Below are 21,139 nucleotides of genomic sequence, written 5' to 3'. Positions count from 1 at the left end.
TCCAATAGGAAAGGGCACTCTTATCGAGTGCCCTTTAGCGCTTATTTTGTTTGTTGCTTGCTCATTGCGCTCATCATTTGATTGATTTTCTTTTGGGAAGGTTTTTGTCCCATTTGCATCATCATCATTTTTAACATTTGTTCATTAATTGGTGGATTTTTTTCTAAGTAGTTCATCATGTATTTGCGGGCAATAAAAAATCCTAACGCCACGCCTGCTACTAGTGCTACTACGCCCACTAGAATACCTAACCAAATTGGCATATATTTTCCTCCTTCATGTTGTCTACCTTACAGTGTACTAAAACCTTTTCAATAAGACAAGATACAATTCGACATTTTTTACACATATGTTCGTACTTGTTTTAAAGGATTCAGCCATCCGTACTTTGTATTTTCATAATCCATTGCTAAAAATGTTAATTCACACTTCCTTAACACCTCAAAGAAAGTCGTCTCCATAGAAACGTTTCCAGAGGTATTCATGCGAATATAGTGCGGTTTCACCATTATTTCGCCGTATTCCGCTCCTGTATAAAGTGTATGTGTATGATGTGTTCGATCATATTTACCAAGAACACGCAGAGCTTGTTCTAATTTATGATGAATTTTCATTACTTGTAATGGCATCGTTATATACATCATTTGTTTATACAACACTTTTTTCTCCGAAAGGGACCCAGATTCTGAAAATCGAGCAAATAAATCAAAAAACAAATATTCACGACCAAAGTAAGCTTTCGCAATATCCTCTTGAATTAAATACAATTCATACGTTTTCATCCTTCGCCTCCCAATCTGGACAACCTTTTCTCTTCATTATATAGAAGAAATTTTGCAATGATTGTCTGACTGCGGAGAGATAAAAAACTTTTTCTGTCGAAAAAACTCATTTACATAGAAAAATCTCTCCATGCCGGAGAGATTTTTCTAAAATCATTAAAGCATTTCTTTTACTTTACGAACAACGTTCTCTACAGTAAATCCATACTCTTCCATAATCTTCTCACCAGGAGCAGAAGCACCGAATGTATCGATACCTAACACATCTCCGTCAAGACCTACGTAACGGTGCCATCCGAATGTAGCACCCATTTCGATTGCGAAACGTTTTGTTACTGCTTTTGGTAATACAGATTCTTTGTACTCAGCTGTTTGAGCTTCAAAGCGATCCATAGATGGCATGCTGACAACAGCTGCATCAACGCCGTCTACTGCTAGAGCTTTTTGTGCTTCAACAGCTAGACTTACTTCAGATCCAGTTGCAAGTAAGATTACATCAGCTGTTTCTTTCTTGCTTGCAGAAACTACATATGCACCTTTTGCTACTTTTTCATACGTATCGTCTTTTGCACCTTCTAATGTTGGAAGGTCTTGACGAGTTAATACTAAAGCAGTTGGTTTGTTTGTAGATTCTAGAGCTAGTCTCCAAGCTGCAACAGATTCGTTGCCATCAGCTGGACGAATAACAGATACATTTGGCATTGCACGTAGCGCTGCTAATTGCTCGATTGGTTCATGTGTTGGACCATCTTCACCAACAGCGATACTGTCGTGTGTGAATACATACGTTACTGGCAATTGCATTAATGCTGCAAGACGAATTGCTGGACGTAAGTAGTCAGAGAATACGAAGAACGTACCACCGTAAGTTTTTAAACCGCCATGTAGTGCAATACCGTTCATTGCTGCACCCATTGCGAACTCACGTACACCGTACCAAATATTTTTTCCGCTGTAATCATCTCTTGTAAAGTCTTTTTCGTTATTCATGTATGTTTTGTTAGAACCAGCAAGGTCAGCAGATCCACCGAAGAATGATGGTACAGACTCTGCAATTGCATTAATTACAGCACCTGAAGAATTACGAGTTGCTGCTTTTGATCCTAATTCATAAGTTGGTAAGTTTTTCTCCCAACCTTCTGGAAGAAGACCATTCATTGCCGCTTGCAATTCGTTTGCTAATTCTGGGTATGCTTGTGCATATTCACCTAGCATCGTGTTCCATTCTGCTTGCGCAGTTTCACCAACATCTTGTACTGTTTTACGGAAGTTGTCATATACTTCTTCTGCTACATGGAAATCTTGCTCAGCAGTCCAAGCATATGCTGCTTTCGTTAATTTTGTCTCGTCTACACCAAGTGGAGAACCATGTGAAGCTGATTTTCCTGATTTGTTTGGAGAACCGAAACCAATTGTCGTTCTTACTTCAATTAGCGTTGGGCGTTTTTCGTCAGCTTTCGCTTCTTCGATTGCTTTCGCGATAGCTTCAATATCGTTCCCATCCTCAACACGGATTACTTGCCATCCGTATGCTTTGTAACGATCTTCTACACTTTCAGAGAATGAACGATTTAAATCGCCATCTAATGAAATATCATTTGAATCGTAAAGCACAACTAGACGACCTAATTGTAAGTGAGCAGCTAATGAAGATGCTTCAGCAGAAACGCCTTCCATTAAATCTCCATCACCACAAATAGCGTATGTATAATGATCTACTACATTATACGCATCACGGTTATATTTAGCAGCTAAATGTCTTTCAGCCATTGCCATACCTACAGCAGTTGAAATACCTTGTCCAAGTGGACCAGTAGTTGCGTCTACACCAGCTGTATGACCGTACTCAGGATGTCCTGGAGTTCTACTTCCCCATTGACGGAAGTTCTTTAAGTCATCCATTGTTACATCATAACCAGATAGGTGAAGTAGGCTGTATAATAACATTGAACCATGACCTGCAGATAATACGAAACGATCACGGTTAAACCACGTTGGGTTATTTGGATTGTGTTTCATAAATTGAGTCCATAATGTATAAGCCATTGGTGCTGCACCCATTGGCATTCCTGGGTGACCAGAGTTTGCTTTTTCAATCGCATCGATGGATAATGTGCGAATCGTGTTGATAGAAAGTTGTTCGATTGAATGTGACATGCTATTCTTCCCTTCGCTTATATTAGTAAACGTTTTATACATTTATATGATAGCTTCCCACGCAAGATTATACAACATGTATCGACAAATATGTTGATATTTTTTTGGTTTTTCATAAAAAAATCAATGATTTCGGGAATGTATGGGCATTCAATATGACATACTTTTTCATTGTTTTTATTTTAAAAAGAAAGGGAATTATCTGTATATTTATTCATCAATTTTAAATTCCATAATACAAAATATATCCTTCCCCATTTTTCACTCTGCGAAGCAAACGAATAAACGACTGTAAATATTGGCATACTTTATCTCGATCAAATACGTATCTTTCATATTCTCCATCCGTATTATTATCATTTTCCCATTGAAACTGTCCTGTCAGTTCGATTATTTCTGGAGCTAAAGAAAACATGCTAACGAGCGAACAAAATAACTGTTCTGCTATCATTGCCCGTTCTGTTCTATTTTCGTAATACTATAATAGTGAACTCCAAATCCTTCTGCTCTTTTCGCTGGATAATAGGTCGGAATCCAATGGATGAAATCTAATAGATATACGATTAGCTTATCACTTAATACAACACACTCATCTATCGTTGCCTCTTCTTTATATAGAAAACAAAGTTCAATCCAATCTATACCTTTAAAATCTAATTTTTTCATTTGAAACAAATACAAACTCATGCTGTAAAGCCAAATTATCCCCCTATTGCTCACATTCATTATTCTTATTATAAAAAAAAGCACCTTTTATAGGTGCTTAAAATAAATTATACAATTTTCTTCCGTATTGAACTTGAAATATAATCAATGATAATGACCATTAAAATGATGCCCAATAAAATAATCCCCACACGAGACCAATTGCGTGAACTTAGTGCAAAAATTAGAGGCGTACCAATCCCACCTGCTCCAATAACACCTAAAATAGCAGCGGATCGCACATTAATTTCGAACCTGTATAACGTATACGATAGAAAATCCGGTAATACTTGTGGTAATACTGCATACCAAAGTATTTGAAATCGATTCGCGCCTGTTGCTATTAACGCTTCCGTCGGTCCCTTATCTATATTTTCAATTCCTTCTGAATATAGTTTTCCTAACATCCCAATAGAGTGTAACCCTAAAGCTAGAACTCCGGCAAAAGAGCCTGGTCCAACAGCTTTTATAAATAAAAGAGCCATAACTAGTTCAGGGAATGTACGAACAAAACTAAGTACAAATTTTCCAGTTCCTGAAGTTAATTTCCCACTACTCATATTCGTTGCTGCCCAAAAAGCGAATGGAACAGATAAAAAGGCAGAAATAAATGTACCTAATATCGCAATTGCCAACGTATCAATTAAGCCGTGTAATAAATCTTCACCATCTGGCAAAGATACATACGACCAATCTGGATTCAATACACCTGTCATAATTGCTTTTGTAATTTCTCTCGCCGTATCCTTGATTCCCTCTAATGGTACTCCTGAAAAAGCCCATACATAAACAAATGTAAGTGCTATAAAAATAATCCAGCGATACATACTCGGTTTCTTCGGTTTTGATACGATTAACGTCGTTTTACTCATTATAATTTCTCCCGCAACAATGTACTTACATAATCAATTAACAATACAACAACAAGAGTATAGATAATAATAGAGGCAGTTTGTTCATATTGTAAAAATCCAAGTGTACGATCATAATATAATCCAATACCGCCAGCCCCTACTAAACCTAAAACAGCTGCTGCACGTACGTTCACCTCAAATGTATAAAGAACATAGGAAACAAAATGTGCTTTCACTTGTGGAATTACCCCATACACAATCCATTGTACTTTATTTGCTCCTACTGCTGTCATCGCTTCTAATGGACCTGGATCAATCGATTCAATTGACTCATACAATAATTTTGCCACAAGCCCAATTGAGAAAAAAGTAAGAGCCAAAATACCTGGAAGTGGTCCTATTCCAAAAATAGCTACGAAGATTGCCGCTAATAATAAATCTGGTATCGTTCGAATAAAATTTAAAACCAATCGAGCTGGACCGTACAAGAATGTACTCGTAAACACATTACTTGCCGCAAATAGTGCCAGTGGAATAGCTAAAATCGCTCCTAAAGTCGTCCCAATAATCGCCATACGTATTGTATCTAACATCGCTGTTGTAATAACTTGAAAATAACTCCAATCTGGCGGCACCATCTCTTTTAACAAATCCATCATATTAGGAAAACCAATTACTAGTTTTGAAAATGATGCGTCGACCTGTACACTACTTCCCCACAACAGTAAAATGACTAGAATAAACGTTAACATATGTTTCAACTTACTCGGCGGCTTCGGTATCGCTTTCGAATATATCGTCACGTCACTCATTTAACCGCCACCTCTAACAATTCACTTTTCTGCGCTACGTCTCCATAAATTTCAGCAAATTTTTCATCTGTTGCCTCTTCTACTGAACCGTCAAAAACAATTTCTCCCGCATGTAATCCAATAATGCGTGTCGCATATTGCCTAGCTAAATCAATAGAATGTAAGTTTACAATTGTTGTAATTCCAAAATCTTCATTGATTTTTTTCAAATCATCTAATACTTGCTTTGTTGTGAGCGGATCTAACGATGCAACAGGTTCATCTGCCAATATGATTTTTGCTTCTTGCGCTAATGCTCTAGCAATCGATACCCGTTGCTGTTGTCCTCCTGATAATTCATCAGCTCTCGCATATGCTTTTTCTAAAATATTCACCCTTTTTAACGATTGAAAAGCAAGCTCCAAATCTTCTTTTGGAAATAGACCTAACGTTGTACGCAGTGTTGAATGATACCCAACACGGCCAGCTAATACATTTTTCAATACCGTTGATCGCTTTACAAGGTTAAAACTTTGAAAAATCATACCAATATCTCGGCGCATGCGTCGTAAGCCTTTTCCTTTTGCAGCAGTAATAGACTCACCTTCAATCATAATTTCGCCTTCTGTAATCTCATGAAGTCGATTTACCGATCTGAGAAGTGTAGACTTTCCAGCCCCAGACAGCCCTACCATTACAACAAATTCACCTTTTTGAATGTTCAAGTTTATATTATTTAATCCTTTTGTACCATTCGGATACACTTTGGAGACATTTCGAAACTCTATCACACATCTTACCTACCTTCTATGTATTCAAAACGGCAAACTAACTGAAAACATATCATTCCAGTTAGCTGCCATTTCCATATGTATTATTGCGTTTTTACTTTCTTTCCATATTCACGAACGATATCAAATTTACTATCATCAGATTTAACATATCCTTCATGTGAATATACTTCTTTAATGATTTTGTGACCTTCCTCATTCTTTCCTATCTCAATGAAAGCATCCTGTAATTTCTTGCTCCACTCTTCATCTAAATCAGAGCGTACCGAAATCGTATCGTTTGGAATTTTCTCTGTAAATTTCACTATTTTCGTTTGATCGAATATATTCGGATAATCTTTTTTTACAATATTACGAGCATCTTGGAATACAACAGCTGCATCTACATCACCATTTAAAAGAGCAATAAGCGACTGATCATGACCTTTTAATGTAACAGGTTTTACATCTTTTAGCGGATCAATTCCATCTTTTAACAACACTGCCGCAGGCCATACATATCCCGCTGATGAAGTTACATCTTGATAACCTATTTTTTTACCTTTTAAATCTTTTACACTATTAATATTTGAATCTTTCTTAACTACAAATTCTGATTTATAAAAGTCTACTAAATCCTTTGTAGGAGCTCCTGTTTCATCATCTACTCCAAAACGTTGCGCTTGTAAAATTACATTTGCAGCCTTTTTCTCATGTGCTAGCACATATGCTGTTGGAGGCAAAAATCCTACATCTACTTGCTTAGATGCCATCGCTTCTACAATTGTATTGTAGTTCGTTGAAATACTAACTTTTACCGGAATATTTAATTTATCACTTAATAGCTTCTCAAGTGGTTTTGCCTTCGCCTCTAATGTATCTGCATTTTGAGAAGGAACAAATTGAACATTTAAAGTCTTCGGTACATAACCTTTTTTCGTATCTTCAGTTTTACTTGCACTAGATTCTTTCGTTCCACAGCCACTTAATAATCCCGCCGCCAGTACAACTGTCGTGCTCATTGCAAAAACTTTTTTCAACATATTAAAGCCTCCATTTTTGTTGTTATAAATTACCTGCCTTAAACATGAAGAAATATATCACACATTTTTATTAATAATTGCTTATTTACAGAATCTTTACACATTCTATACATTCTCATTAAAATTCTCTTCATATATTTGATATGCTTAATTAGTAGATAACAATAGAAAAGGTGAATGATATTGAATCAAAATCAAAATGTAACTTTAAACATCTTATTAACAAGTGATATACATGGTACTGTTTATCCAATTCACTACCAAGATAACTCCGAAGCTGAAATTGGTTTAGCTAAAATTTCTACTCTTATAAAAAAAGAACGTTCCCAAAATAGAAACGTCCTTTTAATTGATAACGGTGACTTCATACAAGGAACACCCTTTACTTATCATTACGCTACATATGAAAAAGATAAGAAAAATCCAATGTCCTTATTAGCGAACTATTTACGTTACGATGCCGCAGTGATTGGGAATCATGAATTTAATTATGGAATGGGCATATTAAACAATGCTATTTCTACTACGAACTTCCCATATTTATCAGCAAACATTTTAGATAAAAACAGCAAAGAACCTTATTTCGGGAAACCATATATAATAAAACATATTGAATCAAATATAAAAATTGCTATTTTAGGGGTAACAACACATTACATTCCTAATTGGGAACAACCCCATCACATTCAAGATTTACAATTTGAAGATGCATTAGAAACAACAAAAAAGTGGGTTTCTTACATTCACGAACACGAGAAACCAAATTTATTAGTCGTAGCGTATCACGGAGGATTTGAACGCGATCTACAAACCGGGGTACCGACTGAAGTTTTAACAGGTGAAAACCAAGGATATGCAATGTGCCATGAAATTGAAGGAATAGATATTTTACTAACAGGCCACCAACATCGGGAAATCGCTCACACCGTAATAAATGGTGTAACAATTTTACAGACTGGATGCAATGGACACTTCATTGGAAAAATAACAGTGACATTCAAAAAAGCAGAAAAAAAATGGATAAAAAAAGAGAGTTATTCACAATTATTGCCTGTGCAAGGAATTGCGACGGACCAACATATTCTTTCCTTAGTTGCCGATTATGAAGAGAAAACACAAAATTGGCTCGATCAACCTATTGGACTAATCTATGGAGACATGCAAATTTCAGACGCTATGCAAACTCGTTTGCAAGACCATCCTTTTATTGAATTTATAAATAAGATACAGATGGATATAGCTAATGTTTCTATTTCTTGTACAAGCTTATTTCATAATACATCTCCAGGTTTCCCTAATCATGTAACAATGCGTGACATCGTTTCTAATTATATTTATCCAAATACATTACAAGTAATTAGAATAACTGGAGCAGATATAAAAGATGCCCTTGAACTCTCTGCTTCTTATTTCACATTAAATGCAGATGGAGATATTATCGTAAACCCTACCTTCATAGAACCAAAGCCGCAACACTATAATTACGATATGTGGGAAGGGATTTCGTACGTATTAAACATTTCCAAACCTCTTGGCGAGAGAGTAGAATCTTTACAATGCAAAGGCATTCCTCTTAATATGGATGAAGAATATGACGTCGTTATGAATAATTATCGCGCTAGCGGCGGCGGAAACTTCTTTATGTTCCAAAATAAGTCCGTAATAAAAGACATACCAACAGATATGTCTGAACTGATCGCTAATTATATTTTGAAACACAAAAAGATAGAGGCAACAGTTAATAATAACTGGAAAGTCATTAAATAACGAATGTAATAAATAAAAAAGATGGGCTTCGCCCATCTTTTAGTTTAATTTTGCATTATCTTGCTTTTTTAAAGCTTTTAATTTCGCCGGTGTAACGTCTGTACCTTGTTCGTTAACGACTTTAATTCCTTTAAGTTCGTTTAACATATTTTGACGAAATCCTTTTAAATATTGTTCACGTAGCGACTGACGCTCACGTTGTTCTTCTTCAGTTAAACCTTCAGCTTTTGCTTTTTTCGCTAAGAAGTTAATGCGTTCAACGAGTTCGTGACTAAGCATCTCGAATCCCCCTTCTAATCAAAACTGATTATTATCATACAATAGTTACTCTTCTTTATCAAGCAATTGCTTTGTATACTCTACATATCTACGATGTACCGTCGCTTTTGAAACGTTATGACCAAAGCCGCGAAGCGTCGCTGCAATTTCTTCGAAAGTAAGTTCACTCTTGCGCAAACGTACAATTTCCTCAATCGGCACTTCTTTCTTCTCTCGCCCTACACTTAAATGACGATTCTTTAAATTATTTTCTGGACGATAACCTTTTTCTACGGCGCGTTGCATACCACGTTTAATTTTCAAGTTATGAATCTTTCTTTGGTACTCTTCAACAATACCGATAATATCTAATACCATCGAATCAGAATCCGACAATTGCAATTCGCCATTATGCGTATGCGTGTATACTTTTATTCCCTCTTTATGTAAACAGTGCATTAATGCAATTTTTGCATTTCCTCTACCAAGGCGCGTTTCATCTTGTATGAGTAACACATCAATTTGTTCATCTCGAATTGTATCAAGCACTTCTAATATGCCGTCACGTTCAATTGTATAGCCACTCGCCTGCTCTTCAATCACCTTAGTAACATTCATTTGGTAGCGCTCAGCTAAATGCAATAATTCATCTTTTTGACGTAATAGTGACGTTTCTTGCGCTTCTTTTGTTGTACTCACACGCGCATAAATAATTGCATTCATTATGAACCCCTCTTTCTCACTATTATTTCCCTCTAGTGTAACATAAATTCGCCTTTTGTTCGAACTTATGTTTGTAGAATGTTTTTTCGCATGTTATACTTATTAATAAGAAAAATGAAAGAAAACGAGGTGTTAGAAAACATGGAAAAGTTAACGAAACGCCAGCAAGACATTCTCGACTTTATTAAGCTAAAAGTACAAGAAAAAGGATATCCACCTTCCGTACGTGAAATCGGTCAAGCAGTCGGCCTCGCTTCTAGTTCTACAGTGCACGGACATTTATCACGACTAGAAGAAAAAGGATATATTCGACGCGATCCAACCAAACCAAGAGCAATTGAAATTTTAGGTGACGATCGAATGGATGCAGAAACACAATCTGTTATTCAAGTTCCAATTGTCGGGAAAGTCACTGCTGGATTACCGATTACAGCAGTTGAAAGTGTAGAAGATCACTTCCCACTCCCAGCTAGCATTGTTGCTGGAGCAGACCAAGTGTTTATGTTACGTATTTCTGGAGATAGTATGATTGAAGCCGGTATTTTCGATGGAGATTTAGTTGTTGTTCGCCAACAACAGTCTGCATATAACGGTGAAATTGTAGTCGCTTTAACAGAAGATAACGAAGCAACTGTTAAACGTTTCTATAAAGAAAAAGACCATTTCCGTCTACAACCGGAAAACTCTTCATTAGAACCTATCATTTTAAAACAAGTGTCAGTTATCGGAAAAGTAATTGGCGTATATCGTGATTTACATTAATAATAATAAAAGAAGATAATTACCTTATTTACATACGGTAATTATCTTCTTTTTTGTATTTTGATAGATTTTCATACATTCTATTTGTTATGAACGAGTTTCAATCGTCACATCGCCAGCAGCTGTTTTACCGCTAATTTTTTTACTACCATTGCCAATTGTTATATTATTATTTTCTACATTAAAAATTGTCACGTCGCCAGCAGCGCTTTGCCCAGTTATAACTGCATCTTGTGGTTTTTCCAATAAAGTAATATCTACATCCCCAGCAGTTGAACTTGCCTCTACATCATACTTAGGATCATGATCCATAATATGCACTTCCCCGCTAGCCGACTTCGCTGTTACTTTCCCTATTACCTTTTTAAAATTTACCTCACCAGCTTTTGAAGATCCTTCTACACTCTTAGCTGTGACATGTTTCAAATCTACTTCTCCGGCGAGTGTCCCAACACTTACACGATCACTTTTCACATCACTTATTTCTATTTGTCCAGCAGATGAATTAACTTTTATCTCATGGTAAGAACGTTCTGGTACAAATATAGTCAATGTAGACGTTTGAAACTTGAAATTGTAAAAAGAAAAATCAAATGTAGCACCTTTTTCGTTTTCCCCAATAATTTTTAATGTGTCACCATCTTCGGCAATACGAACCTCTTGTTTACGTGTATCTCCTGTGTGCTTTACATAAAAAGAAGAGTCGGGAGATTTTTGGACAACAATATCCCCAGCGTCTAACTTAACTTCTATATTTTTTAATGTTTCGTTTTTAATAACGTCTTCTTTGTTTCCTTTTTCTGCAGTTTGTACTGCTTTTTCATATGTTTGTGAAATCCCTATTACTCCAATAATGATACAAGCGATTGCTACTAACAATATTTTTTTCATCATCTATTCCCCTTTTATCATTTTGAAGTTCCATAATACATAACTTACGCATAATCGTTTAAACCACTTTGTACTATAATAAGCGATAATACATAACAACAATCCTACCCCAACAAACGTTATACTAACGAATACATCCAGCCATATAAAGGTACCCATAAATACTTTTGCAATAACGAAAAATGGTGTCACTACACTAGCAATCCCACCAACCCAAAAGGAAAATATAAAAGCGATAATTGCAACTAACGGGCCTAATACAATAATAAAATTAAACAAACTAAGTCCAATCGCTGCCATAACAGCCCTTGTTATATTGGAAGTAGATGGATCCTTTTTCATTTCGTCAAATCGATACAAAGCAAGTAAGTCTTTCGCAATTACTTTCGGCGAGCCAAGACCCTTTATTATTTCCAATTCAGTTTTCCCCTCTTCTTTCCCAAACTGAAAATGCTCTTCATAATCAAATAAAATATCTTTCCTCTCTTCTTCCGGTAACTTTCTAAGATGACTTGATAATTCTTTAAGAAACTGCTCTTTACTCATCCCATTCCACCCCTTCAATAATTTCTTGTACGCCTTTTGCAAAATCACGCCACTCTGTTACTAACAAATTCAGTTGCGTTTCCCCTTGCTCCGTTAGTTGATAATATTTACGAGGCGGCCCCTCCGTAGATTCTTTCAAATACGTTTGAAAATATCCTTCTTTCGTTAAACGACGTAATAAGGGATACACTGACCCTTCCGATATTAAAAATTTATTTGAGATTTGCTGAACAAGTTCATATCCGTAACAATCCTTACGTTTCACAAGTGCCAACACACACAGCTCTAACACACCTTTTTTAAACTGAACGTTCAAGGTCAATCCCCCTTTCTCATTTCAGTACTGTCCAATACACGGTACCCGTTATATCCATAATATACCACTTGGTATTGTTTATAGCAAGGTACTATATTTTTCAACACTTAATTTTCGAATTAAATACATCCACACCATACTTCAACTTTCACATTTTCATTCATAGCTAGCACGCATTTTAAATAGTCCACATGACTTTTTTCGGGCGTTTTGCGGGCACCCATCCAGTTCATTTCACAAACTTCTATATTTGCCCACAAATAAAAAAGCCCTGATACCGTAGTATCAAGGCTTTTCTCTCTCTTAGTATAGAGACATATATTGATCGCGTTCCCATTGGTGAACTTGCGTGCGGAAAATATCCCACTCAATCTCTTTCGCTTCGATGAAGTGCTCAAGTAAATGCTCACCTAGTGCACCGCATACTACTTCATTCGATTGTAATGTAACTAATGCTTGCGCTAATGTTGCTGGTAAATCAACGATACCTGCTTCTTCGCGCTCTTCTTTTGTCATTACGTAGATGTTACGATCTACTGCAGCTGGTGGAGTTAATTTGTTTTTAATTCCGTCAAGACCTGCTGCTAATAATGTAGCCATTACTAAATATGGGTTTGCAGCTGGGTCAACACTACGTACTTCTACGCGTGTACTAATACCACGAGATGCAGGGATACGTACTAATGGGCTACGATTTTGTGCAGACCATGCTACGTAACAAGGAGCTTCGTATCCAGGTACTAAACGCTTGTAAGAGTTTACAGTTGGATTTGCTACCGCTGTAAATGCTGGTGCGTGTTTTAAGATACCTGCGATGAAGTGACGAGCATCATCACTTAATTGTAAGTCACCGTTTTGATCGAAGAATACGTTCTCACCATTTTTGAATAGTGATAAGTTACAGTGCATACCTGAACCGTTCACACCGTATAATGGTTTCGGCATAAATGTTGCGTGTAAACCGTGTTTACGAGCAATTGTTTTTACAACAAGTTTGAATGTTTGAATGTCATCACATGAACGAATTGCATTTGCATATTTAAAGTCAATTTCGTGTTGTCCTGGAGCAACCTCATGGTGAGATGCTTCAATTTCAAATCCCATTTCTTCAAGTTCAAGAACGATATCACGACGACAGTTTTCCCCTAGATCCATCGGCGCAAGGTCGAAGTATCCACCGTTATCGTTTAATTCTAATGTTGGATTTCCTTTTTCATCTACTTTAAATAGGAAGAACTCTGGCTCTGGTCCAAGATTAAAATCTGAGAATCCTAATGCTTCCATTTCTTTTAACACACGCTTTAAGTTGTTACGTGGATCACCATCAAACGGAGTGCCATCTGCATTGTAAATATCACAGATTAATCGAGCTACTTTCCCTTTTTCAGCTGTCCAAGGGAAAATTACCCAAGTATCTAAATCCGGATATAAGTACATATCAGATTCTTCAATACGTACGAAACCTTCAATAGAAGATCCATCAAACATCATTTTGTTATCAAGAGCTTTTGTTAATTGGCTCACTGGAATTTCTACGTTTTTAATTACTCCTAAAAGGTCCGTAAATTGTAAGCGGATATACTTTACATTCTCTTCTTTCGCCAAACGGAAAATATCTTCTCTTGTGTACCTAGCCATTATAAATTCCTCCTTAGTCCCTCTAAACACCTTCAGAATCAGTTATCTTTAGTGAAAAAACCTTGAAATGTCACCTTGTCGCAATGAAGTTCGATTAAATCTACCTGTATGTTGTAGTTCGTCTCGAAGTATTTTGCGAAGCTCAGTTTTTGAAATTTCTTTCGTTTCTTCTTTTACTTTCACTGCTTCTGTTTGATTTTCTTTCATTAGTAACACCTGTTTAATACCAGCCATATTCAAGCCTTGATCTAATAAATCTTTAATCTCTAACAACTTATCTACATCGTTAAACGAAAATAACCTGCGATTCCCCTTTGTACGGGTTGGAGAAACAAGATTATGCTCTTCATAGTAGCGAATTTGACGTGCAGACAATTGTGTTAAATCCATAACAATACCAATAGGAAACAGCGGGGCAGAACGTCTATCTTCTTTCATTGTTTCAGTTCCTCCTTCGCCTTAACTGCTTTTCATTTTATACCATGTTATGTTTAGTGTCAATAGATGTTAGCTTTTCTTACATGATTTTTTTATAAATTTTTTCATTCTTTTTTCTAATGAAATAAATCATTACTTTCATACGAAAAAAGCTGTCGAAATCGACAGCTTCCCGTTAAGAAATTGTTAATAATTCTTTTTCAATTAATGCGTCAATTGCAGAACAAATCGCAATTTTCACATGTGAATAAGTTAATCCACCTTGCACGTAAGCAACATACGGCGGGCGAATCGGACCATCGGCTGACAATTCAATACTCGCACCTTGAATAAACGTTCCCGCAGCCATAATTACATCATCTTCATACCCCGGCATATAGTTGGCATATGGAGTGAAGTGAGAATTAATCGGAGATGCATATTGAATCGCTTGGCAAAATGCAATCATACGATCTTTATCATCAAATTGAACAGATTGAATTAAATCTGTTCTTGGCGCATTCCATGCTGGTGAAGTATTCATTCCTAGCTTCTCTAAAAATGCAGCTGTAAAAATCGCACCTTTTAGTGCTTGTCCCGCTACATGCGGCGCTAAGAAGAAACCTTGATACATTTCTTGCAAACTATATAAAGACGCTCCTGCTTCCGCACCAATTCCTGGAGATGTTAAACGATATGCACACGCTTCAACATACTGTTCTTTACCAACGATATAACCACCAGTTTTAACAATTCCACCACCTGGGTTTTTAATAAGCGAACCCGCCATTAAATCTGCACCAACATGACATGGCTCTTGTTCCTCAATAAATTCGCCATAGCAATTATCTACAAATACAACCACATCAGGTTTAATTTCTTTAACAAACGCTATCATCTCTTTAATTTGAGAAATAGTAAATGACGGACGAGTAGCATAACCTTTCGAGCGCTGAATACCAATCATCTTCGTATTACTATGAATAGCAGCCGCAACAGCTCCAAAATCAACAAGCCCCTCTTCAGTAAGCGGAACTGCATTATAACCAATATTATATTCTTTAAATGAACCTACACCTTTTCCGCGTACACCAACGATTTCTTCTAACGTATCATACGGCTTGCCAGTGATGTACAACAACTCATCTCCCGGACGTAAAATACCGAATAACGCCGTAGAAATAGCGTGCGTACCTGAAATAATTTGCGGACGAACAAGACCAGCTTCCGCTCCAAATACATCTGCATACACTTTTTCTAACGTATCACGGCCAATATCATCATAACCGTAACCTGTCGTCGGAATAAAATGCGAATCGCTAATTTTATGTTTACGAAAGCTTTCTAATACACGAAACTGATTACTTTCAATTACTTCATCCGCACGTTTATGCACTTCTGTAATTTGGCTCTCTACTTCTTTTACGATTGGAGCAATTTTTTCTCCATTTTTCAAACGATCAAACATTTTTATTTTCTCCTTCTTCCACTAAAAATCTCTTTAATTGTACATTAAGCGATGAGTGAGCAAAAATATACCCTGCGCAATCATATACAAATTTATCTTCCAAAAACTCCATCTTTGTTAATAGGCTCTCCGTCTTTAATAGAGTTAACAACTTACCTTCACTCGGAGGAATTTCCACTTGATAACGATTCATTTCTTCCTTCATTTTCGTTTCTATCACTTCTTTTATATGTAATAGATCTTTTTCTTCAAAAGCACTAGTCATTAAGAAATCACTTTTCGGAAACGGAATAAAGTTTTGATGTAATTCATCTTTTTTATTATATAACGTAATAATAGGAATATGATTAATTTCAAGTTCTGACAATAATTGTTTTACTGTTTTCTCATGCCCTACATAATTCGGATCTGCAGAATCAACTACATGTAAAATAACGTCTGCTTCACCAGCTTCTTCTAAAGTCGAACGAAAAGCAGCAATTAATGACGTAGGTAAATCTTGTATAAAACCAACTGTATCAGTTAGTAATACTGTATATCCAGAAGGTAACGACATCTTCCTTGTTGTCGGGTCTAGCGTTGCAAACAACAAGTTTTCTTCAAATGTATCAGCTTCCGTTAATCTATTAAACAGCGTAGATTTTCCCGCATTTGTATATCCTATTAATGAAACTTGAAATACTTTATTATCTTTTCTTCTTTCGCGATATCTTTTTCGATGTTCCACAACAACCGCAAGTTGTTTCTTTATTTCATCAATGCGTGATCGAATATGACGACGATCCGTCTCAAGCTTCGTCTCACCCGGTCCTCTCGTTCCAATACCACCACCAAGACGTGACAAAGACAACCCTTGTCCCATAAGACGCGGCATTGTATATTGCAACTGAGCTAATTCTACTTGAAGCTTACCTTCTCTCGACTTCGCACGTTGGGCAAAAATATCTAGTATGAGTTGCGTTCGATCAATTACCCTCGCATCTAATACTGAGGATAAATTCCGAATTTGACTCGGCGTTAATTCGTTATTAAATACGATAACATCCGGTTCTAATTCTTCAGTTAGCATTGTGAGCTCTTCTAATTTACCTTTACCTATATAAGTCGCCGGATGAAACTTCGGTCGTTTTTGCGTTGTAGACACTAACAATTCTGCACGTGCAGTCTTCGCTAGCGATGCAAGCTCTTTCATGGAATGCATAAATTTTTCATCATCTTCTTGCGGCAATTGACAGCCCACTAATATGACTTTTTCTTTTTCTTCCATCAAATATGTTCACTCATCCTTTTCGAAATTTAAACCTTCTAATATAATAGCAGAGGAAGCACATTTCATCTAGTTAGCGGGGGAGAAAATTCATGGCATGGGAGATTTTTAGCATCATAGGCACAATTGCTTTCGCATTAAGCGGAGCCATTGTTGCAATGGAAGAGGATTATGATATTTTCGGGGTGTATATTTTAGGAATGGCAACCGCATTTGGGGGAGGTGCCCTTCGTAATTTATTAATCGGTTATCCGATTGTCGCGTTTTGGCAGCAAGACATGTTATTCCAAATCGCACTTTTATCAATGACGATTATTTTTCTTTTTCCAAATAAATTAATTAGACACTGGAAAAAATGGGAAAACATCACTGATGCTATTGGCTTATCAGCATTTGCCGTACAAGGAGCATTATACGCTCAAAAACTAAATTTACCAATTAGTGCTACAATCGTAGCAGCTGTATTAACTGGCATTGGCGGCGGTATCATCCGCGATCTTTTAGCCCGTAGAAAACCTCTCGTCCTTCGAGCTGAAGTATATGCTTTTTGGACAATTCTAGCAGGCTTCTTAATCGGCGCTCAAATTATTGTTAGCGATTGGGCTCTATACACCTTATTCATTTTAATTGTTTGCTTCCGCATGGTTTCTATTCATTACAAATGGCATTTACCGCATAGACGCATCGACACAAACGAACGTTCAGTGCATAAATAGCAATCCCACCTCTTTACAGATCGTAAAGAGGTTTTTCTTTTCTAACGAGTTTTTCTTTACATAATGTTTATACTAATCCTCAAAGCGAGGTGAATACAAATGACAAACCATGTTAATAAAGGGGCTCAAAAAAGCTCAGTAGGCCAAATTGGACACGATCCTAATTCTGCACACGAAAAAAGCGCTAAAATGGAACGCTTCCATAAATCTTATCAAGAAAAAGCAAAAAAATAACAAAAGCACTTATACAGAAAAAAAACAGACGCACAGTTTACGTACTGTGCGTCTCCTCTTCAAGCATCAAATCACTACTTGATATTCCAATCAAATCATATTTATCATAGGCATCCTCTTGCAACAACCTCATAGCTTGTGTACGAATCGATTTTTCAACAATATTCCGGACATATCGTCCATTACTAAACGATGTAATTTGCGATGAATACTTTACAGCATGTAAATGATCTCTAAATTTCCATTCAGCCTCTTTTGATAACTGATATTCACGTTCTTCATACATCCTCTTCCCTATTTCTAACAGCTGATTTACTGAGTAATCCGCAAACTCAATTATGAACGGAAAACGGGATTGCAGCCCTGGATTCAATGAAAGAAAATGGTTCATCTCTCTTGAATATCCGGCCAAAATCAATACAAAACCGTGTTGTTTATCTTCCATATGTTTTACGAGCGTATCAATTGCTTCTTTTCCAAAATCTTTTTCTCCCCCTCGGGCTAATGAATACGCCTCATCAATAAACAAAATTCCCCCCATTGCTTTTTTTATTAAATCTCTTGTCTTTTGAGCTGTATGACCGATGTACTCTCCTACAAGATCCGCACGTTCAGCTTCAACTAAGTGCCCTTTTGATAGAATATTCATCTCAAATAACAATTTCCCTATCATTCTAGCAACAGTTGTCTTCCCTGTACCTGGATTCCCTTTAAATAACATATGAAGTACTTGTTTCTCAGACTTCAATCCTATTTCTTGTCTTTTTTTATTCACATAAATCCAAGCATATATTTCTTTTATTATCTTCTTTATATCATCCATCCCAACGAGCTTTCCCATCTCTTCTTCAATTCTTTGCAGCATCTCATGTTTCGTAGTAGTTTCACTTGAAATTTCTGTTTTATTTTCTGCGGCCGGTAAAGAAATTTTTTTTCGATGATTTAACACAATGTTAATTTGATTATTATTTTTCTTTCGCATCGATTGTTCCATACAATCACCTCATTTTATCCACTCACCAAATATTATTATTCTTGTCTCCCTTGCAAATGACTATTTTCAGAAAAGTTTGCTATAATATAAGAAATAATGAAGGTGGTGGGACTATGGAGACAACGGAATTCCATGATACAATACAAGCCTTTTCTATTTTTTTATTGAATAAAGGCCGAAAACCTTCAACCATTAAACGTTATGTTTATGACATTGAAGATTTCGGACATTGGTTAGAAAAAAACAAAAAGCTCCCTTCCAGTAATATATGGGCTACACTTTGTACAAAAGACTACGAAGATTACTTTTCCGACTTAAAAAAGAATCGACATTACTCAGAGAAAACGATGCACCGTGTATTTATTGTATTAAATAGAATGCATCACTTTCTAAACATCCCTAACCCATTAAAGAACATGGAAATTTCTATTCAACCAGACCGCACACTCCGCAATGAAGATTTCATTTCATCTGATGAAGAAAAAAGATTAAAACATATAGTCACTTCATTAGAAGGACTTTCAGAAAAGCAACGTCCTGTACGCCCTTTATTGATGGATCGTAATATCGCTATTTTAAATTTACTAATTGACTATGGATTATCCTTACAGGAACTTACAGCATTAACTATGAATCACGTCCACTTTGAAACGAACACATTATCTATCCCAGCAACCGCAGGGGTAGAAAGAACAATTACATTAACTAACGAAGACAAAAAACAACTGTATACTTATTACAAAAGCATCCCAGAGCCCGTTCGTCCAAAATACCATAGTAATGATCCATTATTTATTGCATTTGATTTTAATCGCGGAACATACAGATGGGTATACGAAAATGATGCACCTAAGGGATTAACAGAAATCGCTATCCAAAAAATGATTCGCCTTGAAGTATCTAGAGCTAATTTACGAAAAGGAATCTCAGGACAACATTTTCGTAACACCTATATTTTAAACTTAATAAAAAAAGAAACCCCCGAGTCAGAAATTATAAAACTAGCTGGTTTCAAATCCAAAGTTTCACTCAAGCGATATTATCAATACGCAGAAAATAGAAAAAACGCCTTATGATAAGGCGTTTTTTCTATTTTTTCTTCAAACAAACGATTTTACTATGACCATTTAACTAATTTTTGCATCTACTATGATGAGTTTCATTCACATTCTCATTAGAAAGGAGAGATTTAATGTCTCGTTATGACGACAGTCAAAACAAATTCTCCAAACCATGCTTTCCAAGTAGCGCTGGGCGAATTCCAAATACCCCATCAATCCCAATTACTAAGGCACAACTTAGAACATTTCGCGCAATCATTATCGACTTAACAAAAATAATCCCAAAACTTTTCGCAAATCCATCTCCCCAAAACATTGAAGATTTAATTGATACATTGAACCTACTAAGTAAATTTATTTGTTCGCTAGACGCTACTTCCTCCCTGAAAGCGCAAGGATTAGCTATTATAAAAAACTTAATAACTATATTAAGAAACCCAACCTTCATAGCAAGTGCTGTATTTGTTGAACTCCAAATTTTAATTAATTATTTACTTTACATCACAAAGTTATTCCGAATCGATCATTGTACACTCCAAGAACTCCTTAAATTAATTGCAGAGTTACAAACTACTCTAGTTAATTCGGCTTCGTTCGGCAGAGGTCCTACCGGGCCTACTGGACCTCGAGGTAACACGGGCGCTACTGGTGCTACCGGCGCTACTGGGCCTCAAGGTAACACAGGCGCTACTGGTGCTACCGGCGCTACTGGGCCTCAAGGTAACACAGGCGCTACTGGTGCTACCGGTGCTACTGGGCCTCAAGGTAACACAGGCGCTACTGGTGCTACCGGTGCTACTGGGCCTCAAGGTAACACAGGCGCTACTGGTGCTACCGGCGCTACTGGGCCTCAAGGTAACACAGGCGCTACTGGTGCTACCGGTGCTACTGGGCCTCAAGGTAACACAGGCGCTACTGGTGCTACCGGTGCTACTGGGCCTCAAGGTAACACAGGCGCTACTGGTGCTACCGGTGCTAC

General features: G+C 36.7%; 25 protein-coding genes. 6 read left to right on the top strand and 19 right to left on the bottom strand.

The window, feature by feature from the left end; translation table 11 throughout:
• Window positions 1–41: 41 nt before the first annotated feature.
• The 9 genes from ACUXEY_RS00125 to ACUXEY_RS00085 all read right to left on the bottom strand — a co-directional run bounded on the left by ACUXEY_RS00125 (window position 42) and on the right by ACUXEY_RS00085 (window position 7,102).
• On the bottom strand, window positions 42–263 hold the full coding sequence (locus ACUXEY_RS00125; RefSeq protein ID WP_001123316.1) for a YneF family protein: 222 nt from the start codon (window positions 261–263) through the stop codon (window positions 42–44).
• A gap of 78 nt (window positions 264–341) precedes the next feature.
• A complete protein-coding gene (sirA, locus tag ACUXEY_RS00120; protein WP_000860645.1) occupies window positions 342–782 on the bottom strand; it encodes a sporulation inhibitor of replication protein SirA in 441 nt (146 codons plus the stop codon).
• A 156-nt stretch (window positions 783–938) separates the two neighbouring features.
• Complete coding sequence (gene tkt, locus ACUXEY_RS00115) at window positions 939–2,939, bottom strand: transketolase (RefSeq protein WP_429603197.1); 2,001 nt, start codon at window positions 2,937–2,939, stop codon at window positions 939–941.
• Window positions 2,940–3,162: 223 nt separating this feature from the next.
• Window positions 3,163–3,390 carry a hypothetical protein gene (locus ACUXEY_RS00110; protein ID WP_429603199.1) on the bottom strand — a complete coding sequence of 76 codons (228 nt, stop codon included), beginning with the start codon at window positions 3,388–3,390 and terminating at the stop codon, window positions 3,163–3,165.
• A complete protein-coding gene (locus tag ACUXEY_RS00105; RefSeq protein WP_429603200.1) occupies window positions 3,387–3,614 on the bottom strand; it encodes a hypothetical protein in 228 nt (75 codons plus the stop codon). Before ACUXEY_RS00105 ends, ACUXEY_RS00110 begins: the two co-directional genes overlap by 4 nt.
• A gap of 98 nt (window positions 3,615–3,712) precedes the next feature.
• On the bottom strand, window positions 3,713–4,516 hold the full coding sequence (gene phnE / locus ACUXEY_RS00100; RefSeq protein ID WP_461299781.1) for a phosphonate ABC transporter, permease protein PhnE: 804 nt from the start codon (window positions 4,514–4,516) through the stop codon (window positions 3,713–3,715).
• Window positions 4,516–5,310: a phosphonate ABC transporter, permease protein PhnE gene (phnE, locus tag ACUXEY_RS00095; protein WP_151634067.1), complete on the bottom strand. Its 795-nt coding sequence runs from the start codon at window positions 5,308–5,310 to the stop codon at window positions 4,516–4,518. The genes phnE (ACUXEY_RS00100) and phnE (ACUXEY_RS00095) overlap by 1 nt, the downstream gene beginning before the upstream one ends.
• Window positions 5,307–6,080, bottom strand: a complete 774-nt coding sequence (phnC, locus tag ACUXEY_RS00090) for a phosphonate ABC transporter ATP-binding protein (RefSeq protein ID WP_097819650.1) — start codon at window positions 6,078–6,080, stop codon at window positions 5,307–5,309. The genes phnE (ACUXEY_RS00095) and phnC overlap by 4 nt, the downstream gene beginning before the upstream one ends.
• A gap of 83 nt (window positions 6,081–6,163) precedes the next feature.
• On the bottom strand, window positions 6,164–7,102 hold the full coding sequence (locus tag ACUXEY_RS00085; protein ID WP_461299780.1) for a phosphate/phosphite/phosphonate ABC transporter substrate-binding protein: 939 nt from the start codon (window positions 7,100–7,102) through the stop codon (window positions 6,164–6,166).
• Window positions 7,103–7,285: 183 nt separating this feature from the next.
• Here ACUXEY_RS00085 and ACUXEY_RS00080 point away from each other — a divergent pair, with 183 nt between their 5' ends.
• Entirely contained in the window at window positions 7,286–8,869 is a 1,584-nt protein-coding gene (locus ACUXEY_RS00080) for a bifunctional metallophosphatase/5'-nucleotidase (protein ID WP_461299779.1), read from the top strand.
• A 39-nt stretch (window positions 8,870–8,908) separates the two neighbouring features.
• On the opposite strand, the gene ACUXEY_RS00075 is transcribed toward ACUXEY_RS00080, so the two are convergent.
• Window positions 8,909–9,148 (bottom strand): DUF896 domain-containing protein, encoded by a 240-nt coding sequence (locus ACUXEY_RS00075; protein ID WP_000948565.1) that lies wholly within the window; start codon window positions 9,146–9,148, stop codon window positions 8,909–8,911.
• A 45-nt stretch (window positions 9,149–9,193) separates the two neighbouring features.
• Window positions 9,194–9,850 (bottom strand): YneB family resolvase-like protein, encoded by a 657-nt coding sequence (locus ACUXEY_RS00070; protein WP_000991471.1) that lies wholly within the window; start codon window positions 9,848–9,850, stop codon window positions 9,194–9,196.
• A gap of 141 nt (window positions 9,851–9,991) precedes the next feature.
• Here ACUXEY_RS00070 and lexA point away from each other — a divergent pair, with 141 nt between their 5' ends.
• Entirely contained in the window at window positions 9,992–10,612 is a 621-nt protein-coding gene (gene lexA / locus ACUXEY_RS00065) for a transcriptional repressor LexA (protein ID WP_048527687.1), read from the top strand.
• 87 nt (window positions 10,613–10,699) lie between these two features.
• Here the strand turns inward: lexA and ACUXEY_RS00060 are convergent, their stop codons facing one another.
• The 7 genes from ACUXEY_RS00060 to hflX form a co-directional block, all read right to left on the bottom strand.
• Window positions 10,700–11,506, bottom strand: coding sequence for a DUF4097 family beta strand repeat-containing protein (locus tag ACUXEY_RS00060; protein WP_461299778.1), 807 nt, complete (start codon window positions 11,504–11,506; stop codon window positions 10,700–10,702).
• A complete protein-coding gene (locus ACUXEY_RS00055) occupies window positions 11,507–12,049 on the bottom strand; it encodes a DUF1700 domain-containing protein (protein WP_461299777.1) in 543 nt (180 codons plus the stop codon).
• Window positions 12,042–12,365, bottom strand: coding sequence for a PadR family transcriptional regulator (locus ACUXEY_RS00050; protein WP_001102620.1), 324 nt, complete (start codon window positions 12,363–12,365; stop codon window positions 12,042–12,044). The genes ACUXEY_RS00055 and ACUXEY_RS00050 overlap by 8 nt, the downstream gene beginning before the upstream one ends.
• Window positions 12,366–12,668: 303 nt before the next feature.
• Entirely contained in the window at window positions 12,669–14,003 is a 1,335-nt protein-coding gene (gene glnA / locus ACUXEY_RS00045) for a type I glutamate--ammonia ligase (RefSeq protein ID WP_000135338.1), read from the bottom strand.
• 48 nt (window positions 14,004–14,051) lie between these two features.
• Window positions 14,052–14,441 carry a transcriptional repressor GlnR gene (gene glnR / locus ACUXEY_RS00040; RefSeq protein ID WP_000656783.1) on the bottom strand — a complete coding sequence of 130 codons (390 nt, stop codon included), beginning with the start codon at window positions 14,439–14,441 and terminating at the stop codon, window positions 14,052–14,054.
• A gap of 175 nt (window positions 14,442–14,616) precedes the next feature.
• Window positions 14,617–15,888: a methionine gamma-lyase family protein gene (locus ACUXEY_RS00035; protein WP_000460296.1), complete on the bottom strand. Its 1,272-nt coding sequence runs from the start codon at window positions 15,886–15,888 to the stop codon at window positions 14,617–14,619.
• On the bottom strand, window positions 15,881–17,155 hold the full coding sequence (gene hflX, locus ACUXEY_RS00030; RefSeq protein ID WP_461300035.1) for a GTPase HflX: 1,275 nt from the start codon (window positions 17,153–17,155) through the stop codon (window positions 15,881–15,883). The genes ACUXEY_RS00035 and hflX overlap by 8 nt, the downstream gene beginning before the upstream one ends.
• 92 nt (window positions 17,156–17,247) lie before the next feature.
• On the opposite strand from hflX, the gene ACUXEY_RS00025 reads away from it, so the two are divergent.
• Window positions 17,248–17,871, top strand: coding sequence for a trimeric intracellular cation channel family protein (locus ACUXEY_RS00025; protein WP_048544241.1), 624 nt, complete (start codon window positions 17,248–17,250; stop codon window positions 17,869–17,871).
• 99 nt (window positions 17,872–17,970) lie between these two features.
• Complete coding sequence (locus tag ACUXEY_RS00020) at window positions 17,971–18,105, top strand: hypothetical protein (protein ID WP_000181496.1); 135 nt, start codon at window positions 17,971–17,973, stop codon at window positions 18,103–18,105.
• A gap of 37 nt (window positions 18,106–18,142) precedes the next feature.
• Here the strand turns inward: ACUXEY_RS00020 and spoVK are convergent, their stop codons facing one another.
• Window positions 18,143–19,099, bottom strand: coding sequence for a stage V sporulation protein K (gene spoVK / locus ACUXEY_RS00015; RefSeq protein ID WP_061658077.1), 957 nt, complete (start codon window positions 19,097–19,099; stop codon window positions 18,143–18,145).
• 113 nt (window positions 19,100–19,212) lie between these two features.
• On the opposite strand from spoVK, the gene ACUXEY_RS00010 reads away from it, so the two are divergent.
• Together ACUXEY_RS00010 and ACUXEY_RS00005 are read left to right on the top strand one after the other, a co-directional pair.
• A complete protein-coding gene (locus tag ACUXEY_RS00010) occupies window positions 19,213–20,175 on the top strand; it encodes a tyrosine-type recombinase/integrase (RefSeq protein ID WP_461299776.1) in 963 nt (320 codons plus the stop codon).
• Between the two features lie 116 nt (window positions 20,176–20,291).
• Window positions 20,292–21,139, top strand: an 848-nt coding sequence (locus ACUXEY_RS00005) for a collagen-like repeat preface domain-containing protein (protein ID WP_461299775.1), incomplete at its 3' end; no start/stop codon positions are given.

This window comes from Bacillus sp. F9_6S_D1_P_5 (genome assembly GCF_054823925.1).
This window is presented reverse-complemented; position numbering and strand designations above follow the sequence as displayed.